Source organism: Cystobacter fuscus DSM 2262, from assembly GCF_000335475.2.
Taxonomy (GTDB): Bacteria; Myxococcota; Myxococcia; order Myxococcales; family Myxococcaceae; genus Cystobacter; species Cystobacter fuscus.
In genome coordinates, this window is record NZ_ANAH02000064.1 from 440,659 (window position 1) to 462,898 (window position 22,240).

The window sequence follows — 22,240 nt, forward strand, 5'->3', positions numbered from 1 at the left end:
GGACTGTCTTCAGGGAGTGCCTTTCGTATGTCCGAGCTGAACCGGAAGAAGTTGCTCGAGAAGATGATGCAGCAGCGCCGCGCCTCGAAGCAGGCGGCGCCGGGGGCGTTGCTGCCCCGCTCGGGATCTTCTTCCCCGCTCCCCTTGTCCTTCGCGCAGCAGAGGCTGTGGTTCCTGGAGCAGTTGGAGCCCGGGAACACGGCGTACAACGTGCCGGCCGCGGTGCGGCTCACGGGCGAGTTGGATGTGCGGGCCCTGGAAAAGGCGCTCCATGGAGTCGTGCGCCGGCACGAGGCGCTGCGCACCACCTTCGACGCCCACGAGGGCAAGCCCTTCCAGGTCATCCACCCCGAGTTGCTCGTGCCGCTGCCGCTGAGTGACTGGAGCGGGTGGGGGAGGGAAGAGCAGGAACGGGCGCTGCGAGAGGCGCGGCGGGAGGAGAGCGCGCGGCCGTTCGACCTGGTGCGCGGACCGCTGGTGCGAGCGCGGCTGCTGCGGCTGGGGGAGCGGGTGCACGTGTTGCTGTACACGCTGCACCACATCATCTCGGATGGCTGGTCCGTGGGCGTGCTGGTGCGGGAAATGGCGGCGCTCTACCAGGAGCAGCGCACCGGCCGGCCCGCTCAGCTCGCGCCGCTGCCGGTGCAGTACGCGGACTACGCGCTCTGGCAGCAGTCGCAGCTGTCCGGACAGGCCCTGGAAGAGGCCCTGGCGCACTGGACCAAGCGCCTGGCCGGAGCACCTCGGGTGCTGGAGTTGCCGACAGACCGGAAGCGGCCCGCGGTCCAGACGCACCGAGGCGCGCGGCAGGAAGTGCGGCTGTCGGCGGAGCTGACGCAGGCGCTCCAGGGCGTGTGCCGCCAGCAGGGCGCCACGCTGTTCATGGGCTTGCTGGCGGTGTTCCAACTGTTGCTCTCGCGCTATGCGAGGCAGGAGGACGTCGTGGTGGGCACGCCCACGGCGCACCGGCCGAGGATGGAGACCGAGGGGCTCATCGGCTTCTTCGTCAACACGCTGGTGCTGCGCACCGACTTGTCCGGAGCACCGAGCTTCCGGGGGCTGCTGGAGCGGGTGAAGGAGGTGGCGCTGGATGCCTTCAGCCACCAGGACGTGCCCTTCGAGAAGCTGGTGGAGCGCTTGCAACCCGAGCGGGACACGAGTGTCTCGCCACTGTTCCAGGTGATGTTCGCGTTGCAGAACACGCCCGAGGGGCAGCTCCAGGTGGAGGGGCTGACGCTGCGTGAGGTGGAGGGTTCGGAGAGTCAGACGGCGCAGTTCGACCTGACCCTGGCGCTCACGGAAGTGAATGGCGCGCTCCAGGGAGCGTTCGAGTTCAACACGGACCTGTTCGAGCAGGAGAGCATCGCGCGCATGGCGCGCCACTTCCAGGCCCTGCTGAAGGCCGCGGTGCAGCAGCCCGACAAGTCCATCACGGCGCTGCCGCTGGTGGACGAGCAGCAGCGGCGGGAAATCCTGGAGGGGTGGAACGGGACGGAGCGGGAGTTGCCGCGAGCGCCCTTCATCCATGAGTGGGTGATGCAGCAGGCCGAGCACACACCGGACAAGCCGGCGGTGATGTTCGAGGAGCAGTCCCTCACCTTTCGTGAGCTGAGGGCAGGGGTGAGGCGGGTGGCCGCCGCGCTCCAGGCGCGAGGGGTAGGCCCCGAGGTGACGGTGGGCCTGGTAGTGGAGCGCTCGGTGGAGGCGGTGGTGGGCCTGCTGGGCGTGCTCGAGGCGGGGGGCAGCTATGTTCCCATGGATCCCGCGGCGCCCCAGGAGCGGCTGGCGTACATGATGGGGGACAGCCAGACGCGGCTGCTCCTCACCCAGCACAGGCTGAAGCCCCGGCTGTCCTTCTTCGCGGGCGAGGTGCTGTGTCTGGATGTGCCGGAGGACTTCCCGGAGGCCGACTTCACCCCGCCGGTACTCCATGGCCACAGCAGTGCGTATGTCATCTACACCTCGGGCTCGACGGGTCAGCCCAAGGGCGTGCAGGTGAGTCACGCCAACGTGCTCAACTCCACGTTCGCTCGTCGCCACAGCTACCCGATGGCGCCCGAGTGCTACTTGATGCTGTCTCCGTTCACCTTCGACTCGTCGGTGTGCGGCATCTTCTGGACGCTGGCCAACGGCGGCACGCTGGTGCTGCCGCCGGATGCGCTGCGAGAGAGTGCCTCGGAGATTCCCCGCCTCATCGAGCGGCACCGTGCCACCCACTTGAGCTTCACGCCGTCGCTCTACAGCGCGGTGTTGGAGCTGGCCACACCCGAGCAGCTCCGCTCCCTGCGGCTCATCATCGTGGGCAGCGAGGCGAGTCCCCCCGCGCTGCTCGAGCGCCATGCCCGCCTGGCACCCCAGGCCCTGCTCTTCAACGAGTACGGCCCCACCGAGTCGACCGTCTGGTCCACCCGGCATCCGTGCGTGCCGGACCCCAAGGCCACCACCGTTCCCATTGGAAGCCCCCCTTCCAACATGCGGGCCTACATCCTGGACCGGCACCTGCAACTCGTGCCGCCCGGGATTCCCGGTGAGCTGTACATCGCCGGTGACAACCTGGCGCGCGGCTACCTGCGCAAGCCGGGACTCACCGCGGAGCGCTTCCTGCCGGACCCCTTCGCTCGCCAACCCGGGGCACGCATGTACCGCACGGGCGACCTGGCGCGTTGGCGCACCGACGGCGTCATCGAGTTCCACGGCCGCGTGGACCACCAGGTGAAGATCCGCGGCTTCCGGATCGAGCTGGGGGAAATCGAGGAGGTGCTCACGGGGCACCCGGGCCTGGTGGAGACGGTGGTGCTCGCGCGCGAGGACCGTCCGGGCGACAAGCAACTGGTGGCCTACGTGGTGCCGGCCGCACAGCCCGGAGCCTCCGCCGAGGAGCTGCGCGCCTTCCTGCGCACGAAGCTACCCGAGTACATGGTGCCCGCGTTCTTCGTGACGCTCGAGGCGCTGCCGCTCACCTCCAATGGCAAGGTGGACTGGCGCGCGCTGCCCGCGCCCGAAGCCGGCTCGAGTGAGTCCTATGTCGCCCCGCGCGATGAGCTCGAGGAGAAGCTCACGTCCATCTGGGCCCAGCTCCTCCACCTGGAGCGGGTCGGGGTGAGGGATCGTTTCTTCGAGTTGGGAGGTCACTCGCTGCTGGCCACGCAGTTGCACACCCGCATCCGGCAGACATTCGGGGTGGAGCTGCCCTTGCGCGCGCTCTTCGAGTCCTCGACGGTGGAGACCCAGGCGCAAAGGGTGGCCGCGGTGCTGCCCTCGGCCCGGGCTGCCTTGTCCCCGATCCTCTCGGCGAGCAGGGAAGGAATGCTCCCGCTGTCCTTCGCGCAGCAGAGGCTGTGGTTCCTGGAGCAGTTGGAGCCTGGGAACACGGCGTACAACATGCCAGCCGCGGTGCGGCTCACGGGCGAGTTGGATGCGGCCGCGCTGGAGAAGGCGCTCCATGGAGTCGTGCGCCGGCACGAGGCGCTGCGCACCACCTTCGACTCCCTTGAGGGCAAGCCCTTCCAGGTCATCCACCCCGAGTTGCTCGTGCCGCTGCCGCTGAGTGACTGGAGTGGACTGAGCGCGGAGGACAAGGAGCAGGCGCTTCGCACGGCACGCCGAGAAGAGGCCTCGCGGCCGTTCGACCTGATGCGCGGACCACTCGTGCGCGCGCGGCTGCTGCGGCTGGGCGAGCGAGAGCACGTGTTGCTGTACACGCTGCACCACATCATCTCGGACGGCTGGTCCGTGGGCGTGCTGGTGCGGGAAATGGCGGCGCTCTACCAGGAGCAGCGCACCGGGCACCCCGCTCAGCTCGCGCCGCTGCCGGTGCAGTACGCGGACTACGCGCTCTGGCAGCAGTCGCAGTTGTCGGGACAGGCGCTGGAAGAGGCCCTGGCGCACTGGACCAAGCGCCTGGCGGGGGCGCCTCGGGTGCTGGAGTTGCCGACGGACCGGAAGCGGCCCGCGGTCCAGACGCACCGGGGCGCGCGGCAGGACATCCGGCTGTCGGCGGAGTTGACCCAGGAGCTCCAGGGCGTGTGCCGTCAGCAGGGCGCCACGCTGTTCATGGGCCTGCTGGCGGTGTTCCAACTGCTGCTCTCGCGCTATGCGAGGCAAGAGGACGTGGTGGTGGGCACGCCCACGGCGCACCGGCCGAGGATGGAGACCGAGGGGCTCATCGGCTTCTTCGTCAACACGCTGGTGCTGCGCACCGACTTGTCCGGAGCACCGAGCTTCCGGGGGCTGCTGGAGCGGGTGAAGGAGGTGGCGCTGGATGCCTTCAGCCACCAGGACGTGCCCTTCGAGAAGCTGGTGGAGCGCTTGCAGCCCGAGCGGGACACGAGCGTCTCGCCGCTGTTCCAGGTGATGTTCGCGTTGCAGAACACGCCCGAGGAGCAGCTCCAGGTGGAGGGGCTGACGCTGCGCGAGGTGGAGGGCTCGGAGAGCCAGACGGCGCAGTTCGACCTGACGCTGGCGCTCACGGAGGTGGACGGCGCGCTCCAGGGCTCATTCGAGTTCAACACGGACCTGTTCGAGCAGGAGAGCATCGCGCGCATGGCGCGCCACTTCCAGGCACTGCTCCAAGCGGCGGTGAAACAACCCGAGCGCCCGATCACGGCGCTACCGCTGGTGGACGAGCAGGAGCAGCGAGAGATCCTGGAGGGGTGGAACGCAACAGAGCGGGAGTTGCCGCGAGCGCCCTTCATCCATGAGTGGGTGATGCAGCAGGCCGAGCGCACGCCGGACAAGCCGGCGGTGGTGTTCGAGGAGCAGTCCCTCACCTTCCGCGAGCTGAGGGCAGGGGCGAGACGGGTGGCCGCCGCGCTCCAGGCGCGAGGAGTGGGGCCCGAGGTGACGGTGGGCCTGGTGGTGGAGCGCTCGGTGGAGGGAGTGGTGGGTCTGCTGGGCGTGCTCGAGGCGGGGGGCAGTTATGTGCCCATGGACCCCGCGCTGCCCCAGGAGCGACTGGCATACATGATGGGGGACAGCCAGACGCGGCTGCTGCTCACCCAGCGCGCACTGAAGCCCCGGCTGTCCTTCTTCGCGGGCGAGGTGCTGTGTCTGGATGTGCCGGAGGACTTCCCGGAGGCGGACTTCACCTCGCCGGCACTCGATGGCCGCCACGGCGCGTATGTCATCTACACGTCGGGCTCGACGGGTCAGCCCAAGGGCGTGCAGGTGAGCCATGCCAGCGTGCTCAACTCCACGTTCGCCCGGCACATCGCCTTCCCCACGAGGCCCGAGAGCTACCTGATGTTGGCGCCGTTCTCCTTTGATCCGTCCGTGTGCGGCATCTTCTGGACGCTGATCAATGGAGGCACGCTGGTGCTGCCGCCGGATGCGCTGCGGGAGAGTGCCTCGGAGATTCCCCGCCTCATCGAGCGGCATCGCATCAGTCATTTGAGCTTCACGCCGTCGCTCTACAGCGCGGTGCTGGAGCTGGCCTCGCCCGAGCAGCTCCGCTCCCTGCGGCTCATCATCGTGGCCAGCGAGGCGAGCCCTCCCGCGCTGCTCGAGCGCCATGCCCGCGTGGTGCCCCAGGCCCTGCTCTTCAACGAGTACGGCCCCACCGAGTCGACCGTCTGGTGCACCGTGCATCCGTGTGTGCCGGATCCCAAGGCCACCACCGTCCCCATCGGGCGCCCCATCTCCAACATGCGGGCCTACATCCTGGATCGGCATCTGCAACTCGTGCCGCCCGGAGTGCCCGGGGAGTTGTACATCTCGGGTGACAACCTGGCGCGCGGCTACCTGCGCAAGCCGGGACTCACCGCGGAGCGCTTCCTGCCAGACCCCTTCGCGCGCCAACCCGGGGCGCGCATGTACCGCACGGGCGACCTGGCGCGCTGGCGCACCGATGGCGTCATCGAGTTCAACGGCCGCGTGGACCACCAGGTGAAGATCCGTGGCTTCCGGATCGAGCTGGGGGAAATCGAGGAGGTGCTCACCGGGCACCCCGCGTTGGTGGAGACGGTGGTGCTCGCGCGCGAGGACCGCCCGGGTGACAAGCAACTGGTGGCCTACGTGGTGCCGGCCGCACGGCCCGGACCCTCGGTGGAGGAGATGCGCGCCTTCCTGCGCACGAAGCTGCCGGAGTACATGGTGCCCACGTTCTTCGTGACGCTCGAGGCGCTGCCGCTCACCGCCAACGGCAAGGTGGACTGGCGCGTGCTCCCGCCTCCGGAAGCCCCCCGCCGTCAGGAGCAGGTGGCTCCGCGCAACGAGCGGGAAGCGGCCGTGGCCCGGGTGTTCGCCGAGGTGCTCGGACTGCCTCGCGTGGGGGTCACCGAGACGTTCTTCGAGCTGGGTGGGCACTCGCTCAGCGCCGTCCGGGTGTTCGCGGCGCTGCGGGACACGCTGGGCATCCAACTGCCCCTCAAGGCCATCTTCGAGGCGCCCACCGTCGAGGCGCTCGCGCGGCGCATCGAGCGGCCCGTGTCCCCCAAGGGCGGAGCGCTCGTCACGTTGCGCGAGGGCGGACACAAGGCGCCCTTCTTCGCGGTGCACCCCATCGGGGGCAGCGTCTTCTGCTACGCCGAGCTGGCCCGGAGCCTCGATCCCCAGCGTCCCTTCCTGGCCCTGCAAGCGCGGGGTCTGGAGGGAGAGGCCCCGCCGCGCGAGCGGATCGAGGAGATGGCGGCGGCCTATGTCGAGGAGATCCGCCGGGTGCGTCCCCTCGGGCCCTATCTCCTGGGCGGCTGGTCCCTGGGCGGCGTGGTGGCCTTCGAGATGGCCCAGCAGTTCCTGCGCGCGGGCGAGCCGGTGGCCCTGGTGCTCATCGACAGCTACCTGAGTTCCACGCCCTCGGAGGAAGCCTCGTCCGCCGAGCTGCTCACGGGGTTCCTCCAGGACGTGACGGCGCTGGAGGGGCGCTCGGTCGACGCCTGGGCGCCGGGGGACGTGAGCCGAGTGGAGGAACTCGCGCCGGTTCTCGAGGCCGTGGGCGTGGACGCGCAGCGGGGGCGGAGCCTCTTCGAGGTCTTCCGTGCCCATGCCCGGGCGCTCGACCAGTACGTGGCCCGGCCCTATCCGGGAACGCTCTTCCTGCTGCGCTCGACGGATGATCCGGACGCGGCCATGGAGGAAACCTGGAAGCGGCTGGCCCAGGGCGAGGTGCGCGCCTCCACGCTGGAGACCCACCACTACGGGCTGCTGCGTGCGCCCCACGTCCAGCGGTTGGCCGCGTGGCTGCGTGCGTGTCTCGACGAGGCGGAGCAGGAGGCTGGGGTGGCACGGTCCTCCGGACGGGCGGCGGGAGCGTGAGGCCCTTCTTCATCCTGTGGATCGGCCAGCTCCTGTCGTCCATCGGCTCCGAGTTGACGCGCTTCGCGATCGGAGTCTGGGTCTACCAGCGCACCGGCGCGGTGAATGACTTCGCGTTCATCTCGCTCAGTCTTCTGCTCCCCCGGCTCCTGGTGCTGCCCTTCGCGGGGGTGCTGGTGGACCGGTGGAGCCGGCGCAAGGTGATGCTGCTGGCCGACACGGCCTCGGCGCTGTGCACGCTCGCCCTGTACGGCGTGCTCACGACCTCCGGAGCCTTGAACCTCTGGCTCATCAATGTCCTGGTCATGCTGGGCGCCGCCTCCGGGGGCGTGCACTCGGTGGCCTACAAGGCGTCCTATCCGCTGCTCGTGCCCAAGGAGCAGCTCGGACGGGTCAACGGGGTGGTGCAGGGGCAGTACGCCGCGGCGCAGCTCATCGCCCCCCTGTTGGCCGGCTCGCTGTTGGGACTGGCGGGCCTGGAGACCATCATCGCCATCGACATGGGCACGTTCCTCGTCGCCGTGCTCACCTTGATGACGCTGCGCATTCCCCAGCCCCTCGTCCAGCGCGAGCGGAAGGAGTCGATCTGGCGTCAGCTCGGCGCGGGCTGGCACGAGCTGCGCAGCCGGCCCGGACTGGTGGGACTGCTGCTCGTGTTCTCCTTCGTCTTCTTCAATCTGGGAATGGCGGAGGTGTTGCTGACGCCCCTCGTCTTGTCCTTCGGCTCGCCCGCGCAGCTCGGCGTGGTGATGACCGCGGGAGGGGTGGGGATGCTGGGTGGCAGCGTGCTCATGAGCGTCTGGGGAGGACCCAGGGCTCTCATGGCCGGCATGCTCGGCTTGTTCCCCGTCCAGGGAGCCATGTTCCTGCTCGGGGGCCTCACGCCCTCGGCGCTCGTCGCCGCGACGGGGGTGTTCGGCTTCTCGTTCGTCTTCCCCATCATCCTCGGGTGCAACAACTCCCTCTGGCAGCGCAAGACGCCGCTGGCCTTCCAGGGGCGCGTCTTCGCGCTCCGGGACATGGTGGACTCCCTGCTCACGCCCCTGGGGTACCTCGTCGCCGGACCCCTGGCGGACCGCGTCTTCGAGCCCCTGCTCATGCCCGGCGGCGCGCTGGCCTCGAGCGTCGGCGCGGTGATTGGCGTGGGCCCGGGCCGGGGCGTCGGGTTCCTCTTCATCCTCCTGGGGCTCAATACGTTCATCGCCGCGGCCGTGGGGCTGCTGCACCCGCGCGTGCGCCGGCTCGAGCAGGAGCTGCCCGATGCGCTCCATGACGAGGCGGTGGGCGGCCCGGCCCGGCCCGAGGACTCACGGCGAGGTGCAGAACCCCACGTCGTCCAGGAGCAGCGTGCCGTCGCCGTCCAACCGCAGGCGGATGCGCGAGAGTCGTGACAGCTCGAGCTCCGGCGTCCGGGCGGTGAACGCGGACCAGGGCAGGGCGTAGCTCTGCAGGAGTTGCTCGGCGCGCGGCGCGGCTCCGAAGTCGTCCAGCCACTCGGCCTTGGAGAGCCGGGTGGGCAGGGGCGACGGAAGCGCACCGAAGCGGCTCAGCGGGAGCGCGGCCGTGTGCCCCAGCGCGTCGACCAGCTCCACGATCGGATCGACGGACGCCGGGGTGCGCGTGCCTAGGGACAGGCACAGCCGTCCGGAGGGAGCGGGCGTGAGGAGTGCTCCGGCGGACGGAGGCAGGAGCAGCTCATAGCTCGCGGGGTGGTTCCAGCCGAGCACCACCGCGGTGGTGCCCTGGGGGGTGCGCCGCGTGTCGCGCAGGGTGAGGGGCTCCTCGCGCCACGTGGTCAACTCCTGGCCGAGCGCGCTCGCTCCGGGCAGCGTCACGGTATCCGCCCGGACATCCTCCTCGAAGGTGGCGATGGGCCGCAGCGTGGAATCCTCGAAGCGCGTGACGTAGACGTCCTCCGGGAGCCAGCCCGGCGCCAGCCGCGCGTCCCGGAGCAGGGGGACATACTCCCGGCGCTCGCCGAGCGTGGCGTGCAGGAACGCGGTGACGTAGACGCGTGCGGCCTGGCGCTGGGCCTCCGCGTCCAGGCGGGGCGCGCGGTTCTCCACCCAGCCCTCGGGGGGGTAGCGATCCAGGGCTCCCCAGCCCGAGTTGAACTGGCTGTGGTTGGCCCGGAAGGCGTAGACGGCCGATTTGAGGCGGTAGCGTCCGTCCGTGAAGCGGGTGCGCGCGTACGCCCGCAGGCCGGCGAAGGCGGAGATGTCGGCGTCGTGTCCGCCCTGCACCACGAGGTAGCTGACATCCTCCATCGTCACGCTCCGGGCCGAGGGGCGGTAGAGCTCCGTGGGTGCCAGCGCCGCCACCGCCTGGATGCCGAAGCCGAAGGCGAGGGGAACGCGCGCGTCCGAGGGCAGGTGGGGCAGCCGATTGAGGGCCGCCGCCAGGGCCACCGCCTCGCCGCCGCGCGAGTGGCCCACCAGGGCGATGCGCTCCAGGTCGACGCGGCCCTGGAAGGGATGGCCGGGCAGCTCGTTCCAGCTCTTCCACTGCCGCAGGTGTTGGAGCAGCAGCCAGGCCCGCGCGGGGATCTCCTCCTGGAAGTCCGCGAAGAAGGACTCGTTGAGGAAGTTCTCGTCCACGAGCACGGTGAGGAAGCCATGGCTGGCGAGGTGCTCGCCCAGGTACGCGTACCCCGGCTCGGAGAAGTCCGTCATGTACCGGTTGCCATGCGCGACGAGCACCAGGGGGAACGGCCCCGCGCCCTCGGGGAGGAAGACGTGGGCGTTGAGCGGCAGGGCGCTCGCGTCGAAGCCCCAGTACCAGGTGCGCGCATCGCCGTCGGCGCCACTCCACTCGGGCAGCAGTGCCGAGGCATCCACGGGCGCCGTCTTCAGGGCCACCGCGGCGCCGTACTCGGGCCGTCGGCCGCTCCCGCTTCCATAGAAGAGGGACTGGAAGGAGAGGGGGCCACGCTGGCCGGGATGGGGGAGCGCGAGGGGCTGGATGTCCGGAAGCGGAGTCACGGGGACGGGGGGCCCCCGGGTCCCCGGGCCCGCGAGCAGCAGCACGGTGGGGGTCAGCACCGCGAGCCCGCCCACGAGGGCGAGGAGCCGGGCCCACCGGGGCGCCCTCCGCTCGGAGAGCAGGCCCACCGTGGCGCCGAGCAGGGCACCGGCGAGGATCAGCGGCACCGCCACGACGGTGTCGAGCAGGGCCAGGGTCAGGGCGGGGCCCGTGACGGCGAGCGCCACGAGCAGGGGGAGGGCACGGGCCCAGCGCCACAGCAGGGCCACCGCGCCTCCCAGCAGCGCGGAGGCCAGTGCCACGCACAGCAACCCCAACAGGGCGTCCACCAGGAACCCCAGCCCGGTGTCGAGCGACAGACCCAGCAGCACCGCCAGCCCGGCGCCCACGAGCAGCGCTCCGATGCTCGCGCCGCGCCACATCCTCACGGGTCTGGCGTCGGAGGTCATCGCGAGGGCTCCGGCGTGCCCGCGTCCGTGCTCCCGGAGGCGCTGGCGCCCCGGCACCAGGAGAGTTCCTGGCGGAGGACTTCCAGGGGCACCGCGAGCTGGACGCCGAGGTGGTCGTCCATCGCGCTCGTCCCCGCGTACTCCAGGACGCGGGCGAGCTCCGTCTGACCCTGGCTCTGGGCCTCGAAGCGAGCCAGGGCCATGGCCGCGCCGATGGCCTTCGCCATGTCCGCCGTGCGCTCCGCGTCCGGCCCCTGCAGGCGCACCGACAGGGCGAAGTCCGAGCTCACGTCCAGGTTCAGATGCGCGCGGGGCGCCAGTTGCTTCAGCCGCTCCCCCAGGGCCCGCTGCTCCGGTGGCAGGCTGTCCGCCAGCCGCTCCACGGAGACCACGCCATACACGTCTCCATAGGCGTACGAGCCGCCGAACACCGGGGGCTCCGAGGAGCCCCGGCCCTCGATGCGATCCAGGATGCCGTGGACCTCCTCTGGCGTCCGGCCGATCACCAGCATCGAGTCGCCCCAGGTGCCCACCGCCGCCATGTCGCCCTGACTCGGGGTGGGGGGCCTGGCTGGCGCGTAGACGCGGCCCTTGTCGCCATGCGCCGAGGCCCGCCACTCCCCGGGCAGCATCGACTCCATGCGCGCCTGGCCGAACTGCCCGGAGATGGCGAGCCCATCATCCATGACGGCCACCCGGTCCACGCCCTCGAGCGGATCCACGCCCGTGTGCTGGCGGAAGGCCTCCAACTTCTCGCGGGCCTGGGGCTGCATCAGCAGGCACTCCAGCAACATCTCCCCCAGGGGCGAGTGCCGCACCGCGTTGGCCTCGATGACGACGGCGGTGTGGTTCTCGCCGCGCGGCAGGGCCTCGAGGAAGGGATCCACCGGTTTGGGGGGCTCGGTGCCCGCGTCGTGCGCGGCCGGGCGCACATAGGTGGTCCGGGCGAGCCTGCGCCGCATCGCCTCGTCCGAGTTCGCCGCGGCGAAGCGCACCGGGCGCCGGGGTGGAGGCGGGGGTGTGTCCTCCGTGAGGCGCATCGCGATGATGCCCAGGGCGAGCAGCACCAGCGCCAGGACGAGCCACGGCCAACGTCGCCGGTTCATGTCAGTAGTCCTTTCCCTCGAACCACCAGCAGCCCACCCCCATCACCGCCAGCGCGTAGGTGAAGGCCCCCACGAGCAGCAGCCCGAGCACGCCGGGCACGAAGGGCTCGGCTCCGGCCAGCGCCGCGCCGGTGGAGGCGAGGGTGGACAGCCGGGGCTGCGGCATCGTCAACAGGAGGAAGCCGTCGCGCAGCAGCCCCTCGTTGATCATCGGGGCGATCGCGTCGCGCTTGCCCGCCACCACGCCTCCGCCGAGCGCGAACAGCCCGAACGCCGCGCTCAAGGAGGCACTGCGCGCGAAGGTGGCCGTGGTCAACATCACCGCGTACACGGGCGCGAAGGCCGCGCACGCCAGCAGCGACGACTGGAGCAGGCCCGGCATCCACACGCCCGTCTTGAAGCCCAGCAGCACGGTGAGCCCGCCGGCTCCGTAGAGCGCGCCGCCCACCGCCAGCGTCATGACGCCCAGGAAGGTGCCAGCGATCAGGTGCCAGCGCTGCAGGGGCAGGGCGAGCAGGTGCTCGATGCGGCCGGGCGACAGCAGCGAGGGTGCGAAGTCCGCGCACGCGACGATTCCGAAGAGCAGGCCCCAGTAGAAGAGGCCGTAGGCGGCGGCCACGAAGACGGGCCGCAGCGCCACGTCCACCGCGTTCACCTCGATGCCCAGGGGTCCGCCGAACAGGCGCGTGGCGGCCAGTGCTCCGTCCACCACCTCCAGCCGCAGGCCGATGGCCATCAGGATGAGCACCCAGGTGATGCCCAGGAGGAAGGCCAGGATGAGCTTGCGCGCCACCGCCTCGCGCAGGACGTACAGCGCCACTCTCAGCACGTGCCTCATGCCGCGACTCCCACGGTGGACAGCAACACCTGCTCCAGATCCTGGCCCTCGCGCCGCAATTCCATCATCAGCGCGCCCGAGGCCCGGGCCCGGTCCAGCGCCGCGTTCAGCTCCGGCAGCCCCGGTGCCTCCAGGTGGTAGAGACCCTCGCTGTCTCCCGGCGCGAAGCCCGCGGCCGCCAGCGCGCCCGCGTCCACGCCCGGGGCGAAGCGCACCGCCCAGCGCACCCCGCCGCGCAGCAGCTCCTCCAGCCGGCCCTGCCGCACCACCTGGCCTCCCGAGAGGATGGCCACCCGGTCGCACACCCGCTCGGTCTCCGCCAGCAGGTGCGAGTTGAGGAAGAGCGTGGCCCCGCGCCGCACCTCCTCCTGGAGGATGCGCCGCACCTCCACCCGGCCCATGGGATCGATTCCATCCGTGGGCTCGTCGAGGATGAGCAGCTCGGGGTTGCCCAGCAGCGCGGAGGCGAGGCCCAGGCGCTGGCGCATGCCCTTGGAGAACTCACCGATGCGCTGGCGCGCGGCCGCGGCCAGGCCCACGCGCTCGAGGAGCTGGCCGTGCGCGCGGGCGTCGGGCACCAGGTCCTTGAAGCGGGCCATCATGTCCAGGAAGCCGAGGGCGCTCCAGGAGTTGGGCAGGTGCAGGCGCTCGGGCAGGTAGCCGATGCGCGCGCGGACGTGGGCGTCCAGAGGCGAGCCTCCCAGCACGCGCACGGTGCCGTCCGTGGGTTGGATGATGCCCAGCAGGCTCTTGATGAAGGTCGTCTTGCCCGCGCCGTTGGGGCCGATGAGTCCGAAGGCACTGCCCTCCGGCACGCTCAGATCCACCCCTCGCAGGGCGTCAACCGGCGGACGCAACAGACGCCGGTACCTCTTCCTCAACCCCGTCACTTCGATGGCCGACACGGACCGTGAGTCTTTCCCGGCCGTGGGCGCTTGTCGAGCAGGGGGGGCTCGGCGCTGGGGGGGCGACGGCCGGTCAGAGCTCCTCGTTGAGCCAGCGGACGATGGCCTCGCGCAGGGAGCCGGGGCGGTCCGAGGGGGGCCGCGCGCCGAAGAGCCGCTCCACCTCGGCGTACACCGGGGCCTTGTCGCGGCCCATGGCCGGGTGACGGGACGACTGCGGCGTGGGCGCCCTCACGGCGTGCCTTCCCCGTTGGGAGGACGGACGTACTTGGCGAGCAGATCCTCCACGGCCTCACGCAGGTACTCGCTCTGGTGGATCCGGGTGCGGCGGGCGAGCTCACGCAGCTTGTGGACCTGCTCGATGGGGACGAGCACGTGGGTGGAGACCACGGACTCCGAGGCGTCGGGACCGTTCGAATCGGCCGAAGCCGGGGTGGCCTCGGGGCTCATCGGGCTGGCGCTGGCATCCTGCATCGGAACTACCTCCTCGTTACTGCTACAGGCCACTACCGGCCTGTGGGCGGCATTAGGGGGGCAGGCAGGGGAGCCGTCAAAAAAACCACTTCTCCGGGCGCGCACTTGACGCCCGCGCGAGCCGCCTGCTACCTGCCGATTCCAGTAAGGGGAGTAGTTCGCGCCGGGAGTGAACGGCGCCGGGGAGCTCGACACACTGGCCCGTGAGGGCCCGGGCCCCCACCTCGCCAGCGCGCGAGGCGAACGAGACCTTCGGACAGGGTTCAACCTGGCCGAGGTCCGTCGTGCGCGCGAGCGCTCCCAACGACATCCTCGGCCCGAGTGGTGCGACAAGGAGTGTCGTGGCGATGGAAGCGATTATCGGTTCATTCATCCTCGTGGCCGCCAGTGAGATGGGGGACAAGACCCAGCTGTTGGCCTTCTCGCTGGCGTCGCGCTTCCGCAAGCCGTGGGTGGTGCTCGCGGGCATCTTCGTGGCCACGCTGGCCAACCACGCCCTGGCCGCGGCGGTGGGAGACATCGTGTCCTCGTATGTCCCGGAGCGGGTGATGGCGGGCATCCTGGCGGTGCTCTTCATCGCCTTCGGACTGTGGACGCTCAAGCCCGACACCATCGAGGACACGACGAGCCCGGCGCGCTTCGGCCCCTTCGTGACGACCGTGGTGCTCTTCTTCCTGGCGGAGATGGGGGACAAGACGCAACTGGCCACGGTGGTGATGGCGGCGCGCTACCAGTCGCTCACGCTGGTGACGGTGGGCACCACGCTGGGGATGATGGCCGCCAATGGTCCGGCGGTGTTCCTCGGCGACAAGCTGGCGGCCAAGGTCCAGATGAAGTGGGTGCGCTGGACGGCCGCCGCGCTCTTCTTCTTCTTCGGCATCGTCTCCCTGCTGGCCGCGGTGCGGGGCGTCTGAGCCCAACCGCACCCGGGGAGAGGACGAGAGACGCTGGCAGCCGGCGGGGCTCACGGTCCGTCGGCTCCCGCCCGCCCTCGCGCGGTTGCCCTGCTCACCTCCGCCGAGCGTTGGCACGCCGCCGACCAATGCCTGCCTTCCTTGCTCGGACGAGCACGGGAGACCAGGCGTCTTCATCGAGGCCGCCACGCCTTGACGCGTTCGGGCCGGAACAACACGTTCTCTTGTATGAAACCAGCGGCGGTCTTGATTCCAAAACACGATGACGCGTGGGCGGTCGGGAAATACGGCCCCATCTGGCCGAAGACCCCGGCGTGTTACGGCTTCACCCTCATCGCCAACGTCAAGCCGGGGAGAGCGGAGGCCATCCGTGGCTATGGGCACAAGCTGGCGAAGGCGCTGGAGGGTGACCCCGAGCTGCTCGCTCCACTCAAGCTCCACTACCTGCGCTGGGTGCTCTTCGACGACGACACGCGGTTCATGTACCAGGGCATCTTCGATACCGACTTCGACAAGTACACCGATGACGCGATCGTGCTCTTCAAGAAGGCTGGCGTCGACACGGTCTTCGAGAACCTCGAGGGCTTCCCGATGGACTGGAAGACGAACCCCGAGGCGTTCACCAAGTTCGTCCGGAAGCACCAGTGCCCGAGCTTCATGGAATACGGAGAGTATCCGTATGTCACCTCCGACGAAATCAAGAAGGCCCTGAAGCTCAAGGCCGCCTTCTCCGAGATGATCGAACAGATGCAATGAGGCGTATGGCGCCGCAGTGAGGACACGGTCATGAGCGAACCCGCGCGGACGTACAACCAGGAGCATGTGCCGCGGAAGTACGTCAAGGGTCGGCGCCGCGTCAGCGTCTACATCTCATGGAGCTACCCGGGTGAAGCCAACCGGGATGTGACCGAGATGGACAACCGCTACTCGACCATGACCGAGGTCCGCCGGGTGCTCTGGCCCGAGTATGAGTCACCGAGGTTCGCGGACCCGTCGATGTTCCAGCAGGGGATCACGGGCTCGCTGGAGTTGTTCTTCTGGGCCTGGGTGCGGTTCCAACAGGTCATCCAGGAGACCACCGGGCACGGGGTCCCCGTGTTCCAGCGCGTCGATCAGGCCGGCTTCAGGCTCCCGCTCGACGAGCGGGTCCTCGCTGACGCCGACACGTTGCTGGTCTTCGGGTTGGACCACATGGTCACCGAGCAGGAGGCCTCCACGGAGGAGATCGAGGCCGTCCGGAACTTCCTCGAGCGGGAGGGCACCTGCCTCATCATCGGTCCCCATCATGACGTCGGGGCCTCGCCGGAGATGGCGGAGCGCGCGATGGAGTACGCCCACCATGGCGACGCATTGGTGCCCCGCCAGCAGCGGTTCGGGCGGTACACGCGCTCGTTGATGCGGGGGCTCGGAATCCCCGTCGAGAATCGGCACGGTCTCCGTCCCGCGGTGATGGCCGGGAGCCGCCGGATTGCTCCGCTGACGGTCATGCGGGAGCTGGATACGCGCGGCTGGCTCGAGGGAGTCACGAACTTCAACTTCCACCAGCATCTGCCGCACTACGCGGTGACGGACGGAGCGACGGAGGCCATCCATGTCCTGGCCCGGCAGCCCATCGACACGTCCAGGCCGCATCCGTTCACGCTGGCCGGCAACCAGGAGTTCAATGCGCTCGTCTGGATGCCGCCGAGCGGCAACCGGGGCGGGGATGTGCTGGTGGCCGACTCCACGGTCTTCAGCACCTTGTTCGGTCACGACGAGAGCCTGGAGCGCTTCTGGAGGAACCTCGCCACGGCGAACTGAAGCCAGGAGGGGCCATGCGTGACGTCACGGACACACCTCTCGAGCTGGATGACATCCAGAGCGGAACCCTCCGCCCTCGGCCCACTCCCTATGCGGCGACCTACATCCTGCTCCGGATCGACGACCGCGAGGCGGGGCGGAAGCTGATGGAACGGCTGAGCACCGTGGTGGCCTCGGCGGGCAACTCGCGTGACCCGGTGGGCGATACCTGGCTGAGCGTCGCGCTCACGTTCCACGGATTGAAGGCCCTGGGGGTCCCGCGGGCTTCACTCGAGAGCTTCGCGTGGGAGTTCAGGCAGGGAATGGCCGCGCGCGCCAAGGCGCTGGGAGACACGGGCGAGAGCAGTCCCGAGCACTGGGAGAAGCCGCTCGGGACGCCGGACGTCCACGTCGTACTCGTGGCCCTCGCGCCGGACACGCGGCGGTTGGAAGCGGCGCTCGCGCGCGCGCGCAATGCGCTCGAGGCGTTGGAGGGAGTCGAGGCGATCTGGCGCCAGGACTGCCATGCGCTGCCCACCCAGCGGGAGCCCTTCGGGTTCCGGGATGGCATCAGCTACCCCGCCATCGAGGGGAGCGGCATCCCCGGGACCAACTCCCGGGAGAGTCCGTTGAAGGCCGGTGAGTTCGTCCTCGGCTACCCCGACGAGATGGGTGGCCTCCCCCCGATGCCCCTGCCCGAGGTCCTGGGGCGCAACGGGACGTACGTCGCCTTCCGCAAGCTGCATCAGCGCGTGGCGGCGTTCCGTCAATACCTGCGAGCGAACTCCTCCAGCCCCGAGGATGAGGAACTCCTCGCGGCCAAGCTGATGGGGCGCTGGCGCAGCGGCGCTCCCCTGGCGCTCTGTCCGTTCCATGACGCCCCCGAGCTGGGTGCCGACCCTCGGCGCAACAATGACTTCCTCTACCGGCAGGAGGACCCGACGGGATACGTGACTCCTCCCGGATGTCATATCCGGCGGGCGAATCCGCGAGACGCTTCCGTGGCGGGCGTCGTCCGCTTGCACCGGATGATCCGCCGCGGAACCGCCTATGGCCCGGCGCTCCCGGAAGGTGTCCTCGAGGACGATGGCGCCGACCGGGGGCTGATGTTCGCCTTCATCGGGGCTCATCTGGGCCGGCAGTTCGAGTTCGTCCAGTCGGAGTGGGTCGACAGCGGTGATTTCCTCGGACTGGGGACCATCAAGGATCCCATTGTCGGGGCCAGCGACGGTGCGGGCTCCTTCTCCATCCCGCGCCGGCCGATTCCGAGGCGCCTGCAGGGCCTGCCGCGGTTCGTCGTCACCCGGGGCGGTGAGTACGGCTTCATGCCCGGACTGCGCGCCCTGCGCTGGCTCGCGGACCTTCGGACATGAAGAGGCCGGTGTGACGAATCCGCTTGCAAACCGCGGGGGCCCGGAACACTCAATCGCGCGTTTTCCCCACCCGAGGAGACGACGACATGAAGCGAGTGCTGGGTGTAATGGTCGGCCTGCTGGCGCTGACGGCGACGGCCAAGCCCGTGCAGAAGCCGGTGGTGTATGAGCTGGAGGGAACGAAGTTCGAGGGCGTGCTCGTCTACGACGACGCCGTGAAGACCCCCCGTCCGGGGCTGGTGCTGGTGCCCAACTGGCTGGGCGTCAACGAGCCCAACGTGAAGCAGGCGGTCCTGGTGGCGGGCAAGCAGTACGTCATCTTCGTCACCGACCTGTACGGCCAGGGCGTGCGCCCCAAGAACCCCGACGAGGCGGCCAAGGCCGCCGGCGCGGTGAAGGGCGATCGCAAGCTCATGCGCGCGCGTGTGAACAAGGCCCTGGACGTGCTGCGCACCGAGGGCAAGGCGGTGGGGCTCGACGCGAAGAAGCTGGGCGCCATCGGCTTCTGCCTGGGCGGCACCACGGTGCTGGAGCTGGCACGCAGCGGCGCTCCCGTCGCCGGCGTGGTGTCCTTCCATGGTGGTCTGGACGCGCCTCTTCCCGCCGCCGAGGGAGCCCTCACCGCCAAGGTGCTCGCGCTGCACGGGGCCGAGGATCCCTTCGTCCCCCCCGCCGAGGTGAAGGGCTTCGAGGAGGAGATGCGCAAGGCCAAGGCCGACTGGGAGCTGGTGTCCTACGGCGGCGCCGTGCACAGCTTCACCGACCTGGACGCCAATGCCCCGGGTCAGTTCCAGTACGACGCCAAGGTGGCCAAACGCGCCTACCTCGCGATGAACAACTTCTTCGCCGAGGCCTTCGCGAAGTAGCGAACGCGAGGGCTCGCGTGTTCCCTCCGCGAGCCCTTCGTGGGTAGGAAATGTCTTCCGACAGGGCAAGGAGTTTCCCCTCGCCCTGTTCGCTCCCAGTGCGAGGGGTGGAGGGTTCACCCGGCACTTCAAGTGCATCGGCCGCCGGACGGACGAGGAGCCGGGAGGCGCGGGTGCACGTGAGCAGAGGGTCGCTGGCGGTGGGCGTCGTGTGGGGCCTGGCGATGCTGGGCGGGTGTGGAGAAGGCGCCTCGCCCGAGGAGCCGTGGGACCCGCTGAAGTCCCAGGCGCAGGCCAGGAGCGGCACGCCCACCCCGGCGTGCGAGCCCGAGACCTTCTCCTACGATGTCCAGGTGCATCCCTCGGATGACACCTCCGCCACCGCGGACGCGCCCCGCTCGTTCTTCGGGATGTCCCGGACGCTGCTGTCCGACGCCAATCCCCGGCAGGAGGCGTACCTGCGCTTCACCACCGCCTTCAAGGGCTTCCAGCGGGCCCGGTTGATCCTCCATGTCGCGGACGGTTCCTCCGATGGCCCCGCGCTGTATGCCACCGAGTCCACCTGGAACGAGAACGCGCTGACGTGGAATACGCGCCCGGCTCCACGAGGACAGGCCCTGGGCAACCTGGGCGCCGTCACCGCGGGCGCACAGGTGGAATACGACGTGACCGCCGCCGTGGCGAACGGGGGCAGCGCGCACGCCTTCGTCCTCGTGCCCGACAGTGGCGATGGCACGGACTTCTACTCGAAGGAGGAGCCCCGGTACGAGTTGCAGCCGGTGCTCGTGCTCACCTTCACCACCAGCGCCTGCACCCGTCAGGGCAGCGGGGGGACCGTCATCGGCGTCTCGCGAGAAGGCGGTCCGGGGGACGAACAGGCGAGGGACCTGGCCGTGGATGCGAACGGGGGGTTCGTCATCGCGGGCGAGTCCCGCACGGACCGGCGGGGGCTGACGCTCTCGCGCTATCGCGCGGATGGGTCCCAGGAGTGGTCGCGCGTCTTCTCCCTCGAGAACGGCTCGTCCCTGAACCCCTCCCGGGTGACGATCACCCCCCTGGGCAACATCCTCGTGGTGGGCCATTACGCGGGCTCGCCCGAGCTGGGCACCGGGCCGCTCCCCGCGGCCCTCGGATCGAACCTCTTCATCGCCAAGTTCACGCCCACCGGCAGGCCGGTGTGGCTCAAGGGCTTCGGTACGGGCGATGGGCGCACGCCCTCGTCCGCCTTCGCCTTCGCCGTGGCCACCGATGCCCAGGGCAGCCTGCTCGTCACCGGGTACTTCCACGGCGCCATGAACCTGGGCGGCGCCACCCTGGACGCGGGGGTCCGCAGCCGCGAGCCCTTCCTGCTTCCGGGGATGTTCCTCGCCCGGTTCTCCTGGGAGGGTGAGCACCTCTGGTCCCGCGCCTGGGACGCGGGCAGCCTGGGCACCGAGGGGCATGCGCTGGCGACGGACAGCGCGGGCAACGTGCTGCTCGGTGGCGTGGCGAGCCCGGACTTCACCACCGGCTCTAGCGAACTGGGGGCCACGGGCGCGCGGACCCCCTTCATCGCCTCGTTCTCCCCGGCCGATGGCCAGCAGCAATGGTCGCGGCCGCTCAATGGTGCCAGCGGGCTCGTGAAGGGACTGGCCGTGCTGGCCCGGGACGCGGTGGCCTTCACCGGGCAGTTCAGCGGAGCCTTCACCTTCGACGAGCAGACGGTGTCCAGCTCCCCGTCGTCGGACCTCCTGCTGGGCATCCTGGATGCACAGGGCGCGGCTCGCTGGGCCCGCCGGTATGGCGGGGAGGAGGCCTCGGAGTACCCGCGGCGGCTGGCCACGGACGCGGCGGGCAACCTCGTGGTGATGGGGGTCGCCTCGGGCGTCGCGGACCTCGGGGGCGGAGCGATCAGCCCCTCCTGGTACGACGTCCACGGCTTCGTGGCCAGCTATGGCCCCACCGGCGAGCACCGCTGGTCCCGGAGCCTGGACTCGTGGCGGGAGCTCTCCCTGCTGGGCGTGCGGCCCTCGGGCGAGACGCTCGTCGGGGGTCCCCTCCAGGGGCCGATGACGTTCGCCGGCACGACGTACACCCCCGTGGGGGCATCGGACTCGCTGTGGCTGCGGCTGGCGCCTTGAGGGGCGTGGTCACCGGGGAATGTGTTGTTCGAGCGGCAGGGTGACACGGAAGGTCGAGCCCTCTCCAGCCCTGCTGCTCACCTCGATGCCCCCGCCATGCTGCTCGGCGATCTTCCGGCAGATGGCGAGGCCAATCCCCGTGCCCTCGTACCGCTCGCGGCCGTGCAGGCGCTGGAATAGCTGGAAGAGGCGGTCGGTGTATTTCTCGTCGAAGCCGATGCCGTTGTCCTCCACCACCAGGACGCACCACTGGCCCCGGGCGTCCACCTTTCCGTGGACGCGCAGCAGGGGAGTCACTCCCTCTCGGCGGAACTTGAGGGCATTGCCCATCAGGTGGCGCAGCAGCTGGCGCATCTGCGTGGCGTCGGCCTCGAGCACGGGCAGGGCCTCGAGCGTGACACTCGCCCCCGTCTGCTCGACGGCGGTCTTCAGCTCCTCCAGCACCTCGCGGGCGACGACGGACAGGTCCACCCGGGTGAAGGGCCGGGCCCTGGATGACACCCGGGAGTAGGTGAGCAGATCGTCGAGCAGCCGGCGCATGAGCGCCGAGGTCCCCTGCATCCGCTCGAGGCATTCGCGGCCCTCGGGACCCAGCGCCCCGGAGGCGAGCTTCGTCAGCCGCTCGCCGAAGGTCTGGAGCTTGCGCAGGGGCTCCTGAAGATCGTGCGACACCACGTGGGCGAAGCGCTCCAGCTCCCGTCTGGAGCGCTCCAGGCGCTGCTGGGTCACCTTGTGCTGGGTGATGTCGGTGACGATGACGGTGAAGCCCACCACCTGGCCGTCCCGCGAGATGGGGCCCACCTGTCCCGCGTACCATTCGGAACCCACCTCGAACCGGCTCTGGACCTCGAACGGGTAGGGCTTCCCGGTGGAGCGCACCTCGAGGAAGGCCCGGCGGCACGACTCGGCCGCCTCGGGGTTGAGCCAGTCGTAGAGGGGCTTGCCCACCACGCGCTCCAGCGGGAGCTGGGGTTGGACGTGGTTGATGAAGCGGATGCGCCCGTCCAGATCGCAGGTGAACATGTAGCCAGGCGCCTGGGCGAGCAGCTCCCGCACCCCGAAGAGCTCCTCCTCCGGGGAGGAGTTCCGCGCCTCCGCCTCGGGCCCACTGCTCGCTTTCATGATGTCTTGCCCCCGTGAGCGCTCGGCCGACTCATCGTAGGTAGGCGCCTGGGGGCTGTAA

Annotated in this window: 15 protein-coding genes; 8 read left to right on the plus strand and 7 right to left on the minus strand. The window is 70.0% G+C overall.

From position 1 onward, the window contains the following. Positions 1–27 precede the first annotated feature (27 nt). Together D187_RS39000 and D187_RS39005 are read left to right on the plus strand one after the other, a co-directional pair. Positions 28–7,251 (plus strand): non-ribosomal peptide synthetase, encoded by a 7,224-nt coding sequence (locus tag D187_RS39000; RefSeq protein ID WP_002631549.1) that lies wholly within the window; start codon positions 28–30, stop codon positions 7,249–7,251. After that, on the plus strand, positions 7,248–8,642 hold the full coding sequence (locus tag D187_RS39005) for an MFS transporter (protein ID WP_051256735.1): 1,395 nt from the start codon (positions 7,248–7,250) through the stop codon (positions 8,640–8,642). The genes D187_RS39000 and D187_RS39005 overlap by 4 nt, the downstream gene beginning before the upstream one ends. On the opposite strand, the gene D187_RS39010 is transcribed toward D187_RS39005, so the two are convergent. The 6 genes from D187_RS39010 to D187_RS39030 form a co-directional block, all read right to left on the minus strand. Further along, complete coding sequence (locus D187_RS39010; protein ID WP_002631551.1) at positions 8,559–10,682, minus strand: poly(ethylene terephthalate) hydrolase family protein; 2,124 nt, start codon at positions 10,680–10,682, stop codon at positions 8,559–8,561. The genes D187_RS39005 and D187_RS39010 overlap by 84 nt on opposite strands. After that, a complete protein-coding gene (locus D187_RS39015) occupies positions 10,679–11,788 on the minus strand; it encodes a hypothetical protein (RefSeq protein WP_002631553.1) in 1,110 nt (369 codons plus the stop codon). Before D187_RS39015 ends, D187_RS39010 begins: the two co-directional genes overlap by 4 nt. 1 nt (position 11,789) lies before the next feature. Beyond that, positions 11,790–12,626: a hypothetical protein gene (locus tag D187_RS39020; RefSeq protein WP_043433706.1), complete on the minus strand. Its 837-nt coding sequence runs from the start codon at positions 12,624–12,626 to the stop codon at positions 11,790–11,792. Continuing rightward, positions 12,623–13,531, minus strand: coding sequence for an ABC transporter ATP-binding protein (locus tag D187_RS39025; protein ID WP_002631556.1), 909 nt, complete (start codon positions 13,529–13,531; stop codon positions 12,623–12,625). Before D187_RS39025 ends, D187_RS39020 begins: the two co-directional genes overlap by 4 nt. A gap of 73 nt (positions 13,532–13,604) precedes the next feature. Next, positions 13,605–13,766 (minus strand): hypothetical protein, encoded by a 162-nt coding sequence (locus tag D187_RS55940; protein ID WP_002631558.1) that lies wholly within the window; start codon positions 13,764–13,766, stop codon positions 13,605–13,607. Beyond that, positions 13,763–14,005, minus strand: a complete 243-nt coding sequence (locus D187_RS39030) for a ribbon-helix-helix domain-containing protein (protein ID WP_002631559.1) — start codon at positions 14,003–14,005, stop codon at positions 13,763–13,765. The genes D187_RS55940 and D187_RS39030 overlap by 4 nt, the downstream gene beginning before the upstream one ends. Positions 14,006–14,352: 347 nt before the next feature. Here D187_RS39030 and D187_RS39035 point away from each other — a divergent pair, with 347 nt between their 5' ends. The 6 genes from D187_RS39035 (at position 14,353) to D187_RS55945 (ending at position 21,057) form a co-directional block, all read left to right on the plus strand. After that, positions 14,353–14,919 carry a TMEM165/GDT1 family protein gene (locus D187_RS39035; RefSeq protein ID WP_002631560.1) on the plus strand — a complete coding sequence of 189 codons (567 nt, stop codon included), beginning with the start codon at positions 14,353–14,355 and terminating at the stop codon, positions 14,917–14,919. Between the two features lie 246 nt (positions 14,920–15,165). Next, on the plus strand, positions 15,166–15,675 hold the full coding sequence (locus D187_RS39040; RefSeq protein ID WP_002631561.1) for a hypothetical protein: 510 nt from the start codon (positions 15,166–15,168) through the stop codon (positions 15,673–15,675). A 30-nt stretch (positions 15,676–15,705) separates the two neighbouring features. Beyond that, a complete protein-coding gene (locus D187_RS39045) occupies positions 15,706–16,719 on the plus strand; it encodes a hypothetical protein (protein WP_002631562.1) in 1,014 nt (337 codons plus the stop codon). A gap of 14 nt (positions 16,720–16,733) precedes the next feature. Further along, positions 16,734–18,071 (plus strand): Dyp-type peroxidase, encoded by a 1,338-nt coding sequence (locus D187_RS39050; protein WP_002631563.1) that lies wholly within the window; start codon positions 16,734–16,736, stop codon positions 18,069–18,071. 86 nt (positions 18,072–18,157) lie between these two features. Beyond that, the gene (locus tag D187_RS39055) at positions 18,158–18,937 is read left to right on the plus strand and encodes a dienelactone hydrolase family protein (protein ID WP_002631564.1); all 780 of its coding nucleotides are present in this window, start codon (positions 18,158–18,160) and stop codon (positions 18,935–18,937) included. Positions 18,938–19,116: 179 nt separating this feature from the next. After that, positions 19,117–21,057 (plus strand): CBM96 family carbohydrate-binding protein, encoded by a 1,941-nt coding sequence (locus D187_RS55945; RefSeq protein ID WP_162159752.1) that lies wholly within the window; start codon positions 19,117–19,119, stop codon positions 21,055–21,057. Positions 21,058–21,066: 9 nt separating this feature from the next. On the opposite strand, the gene D187_RS39065 is transcribed toward D187_RS55945, so the two are convergent. Next, positions 21,067–22,179 (minus strand): PAS domain-containing sensor histidine kinase, encoded by a 1,113-nt coding sequence (locus D187_RS39065; protein ID WP_002631566.1) that lies wholly within the window; start codon positions 22,177–22,179, stop codon positions 21,067–21,069. Positions 22,180–22,240: the final 61 nt, after the last annotated feature.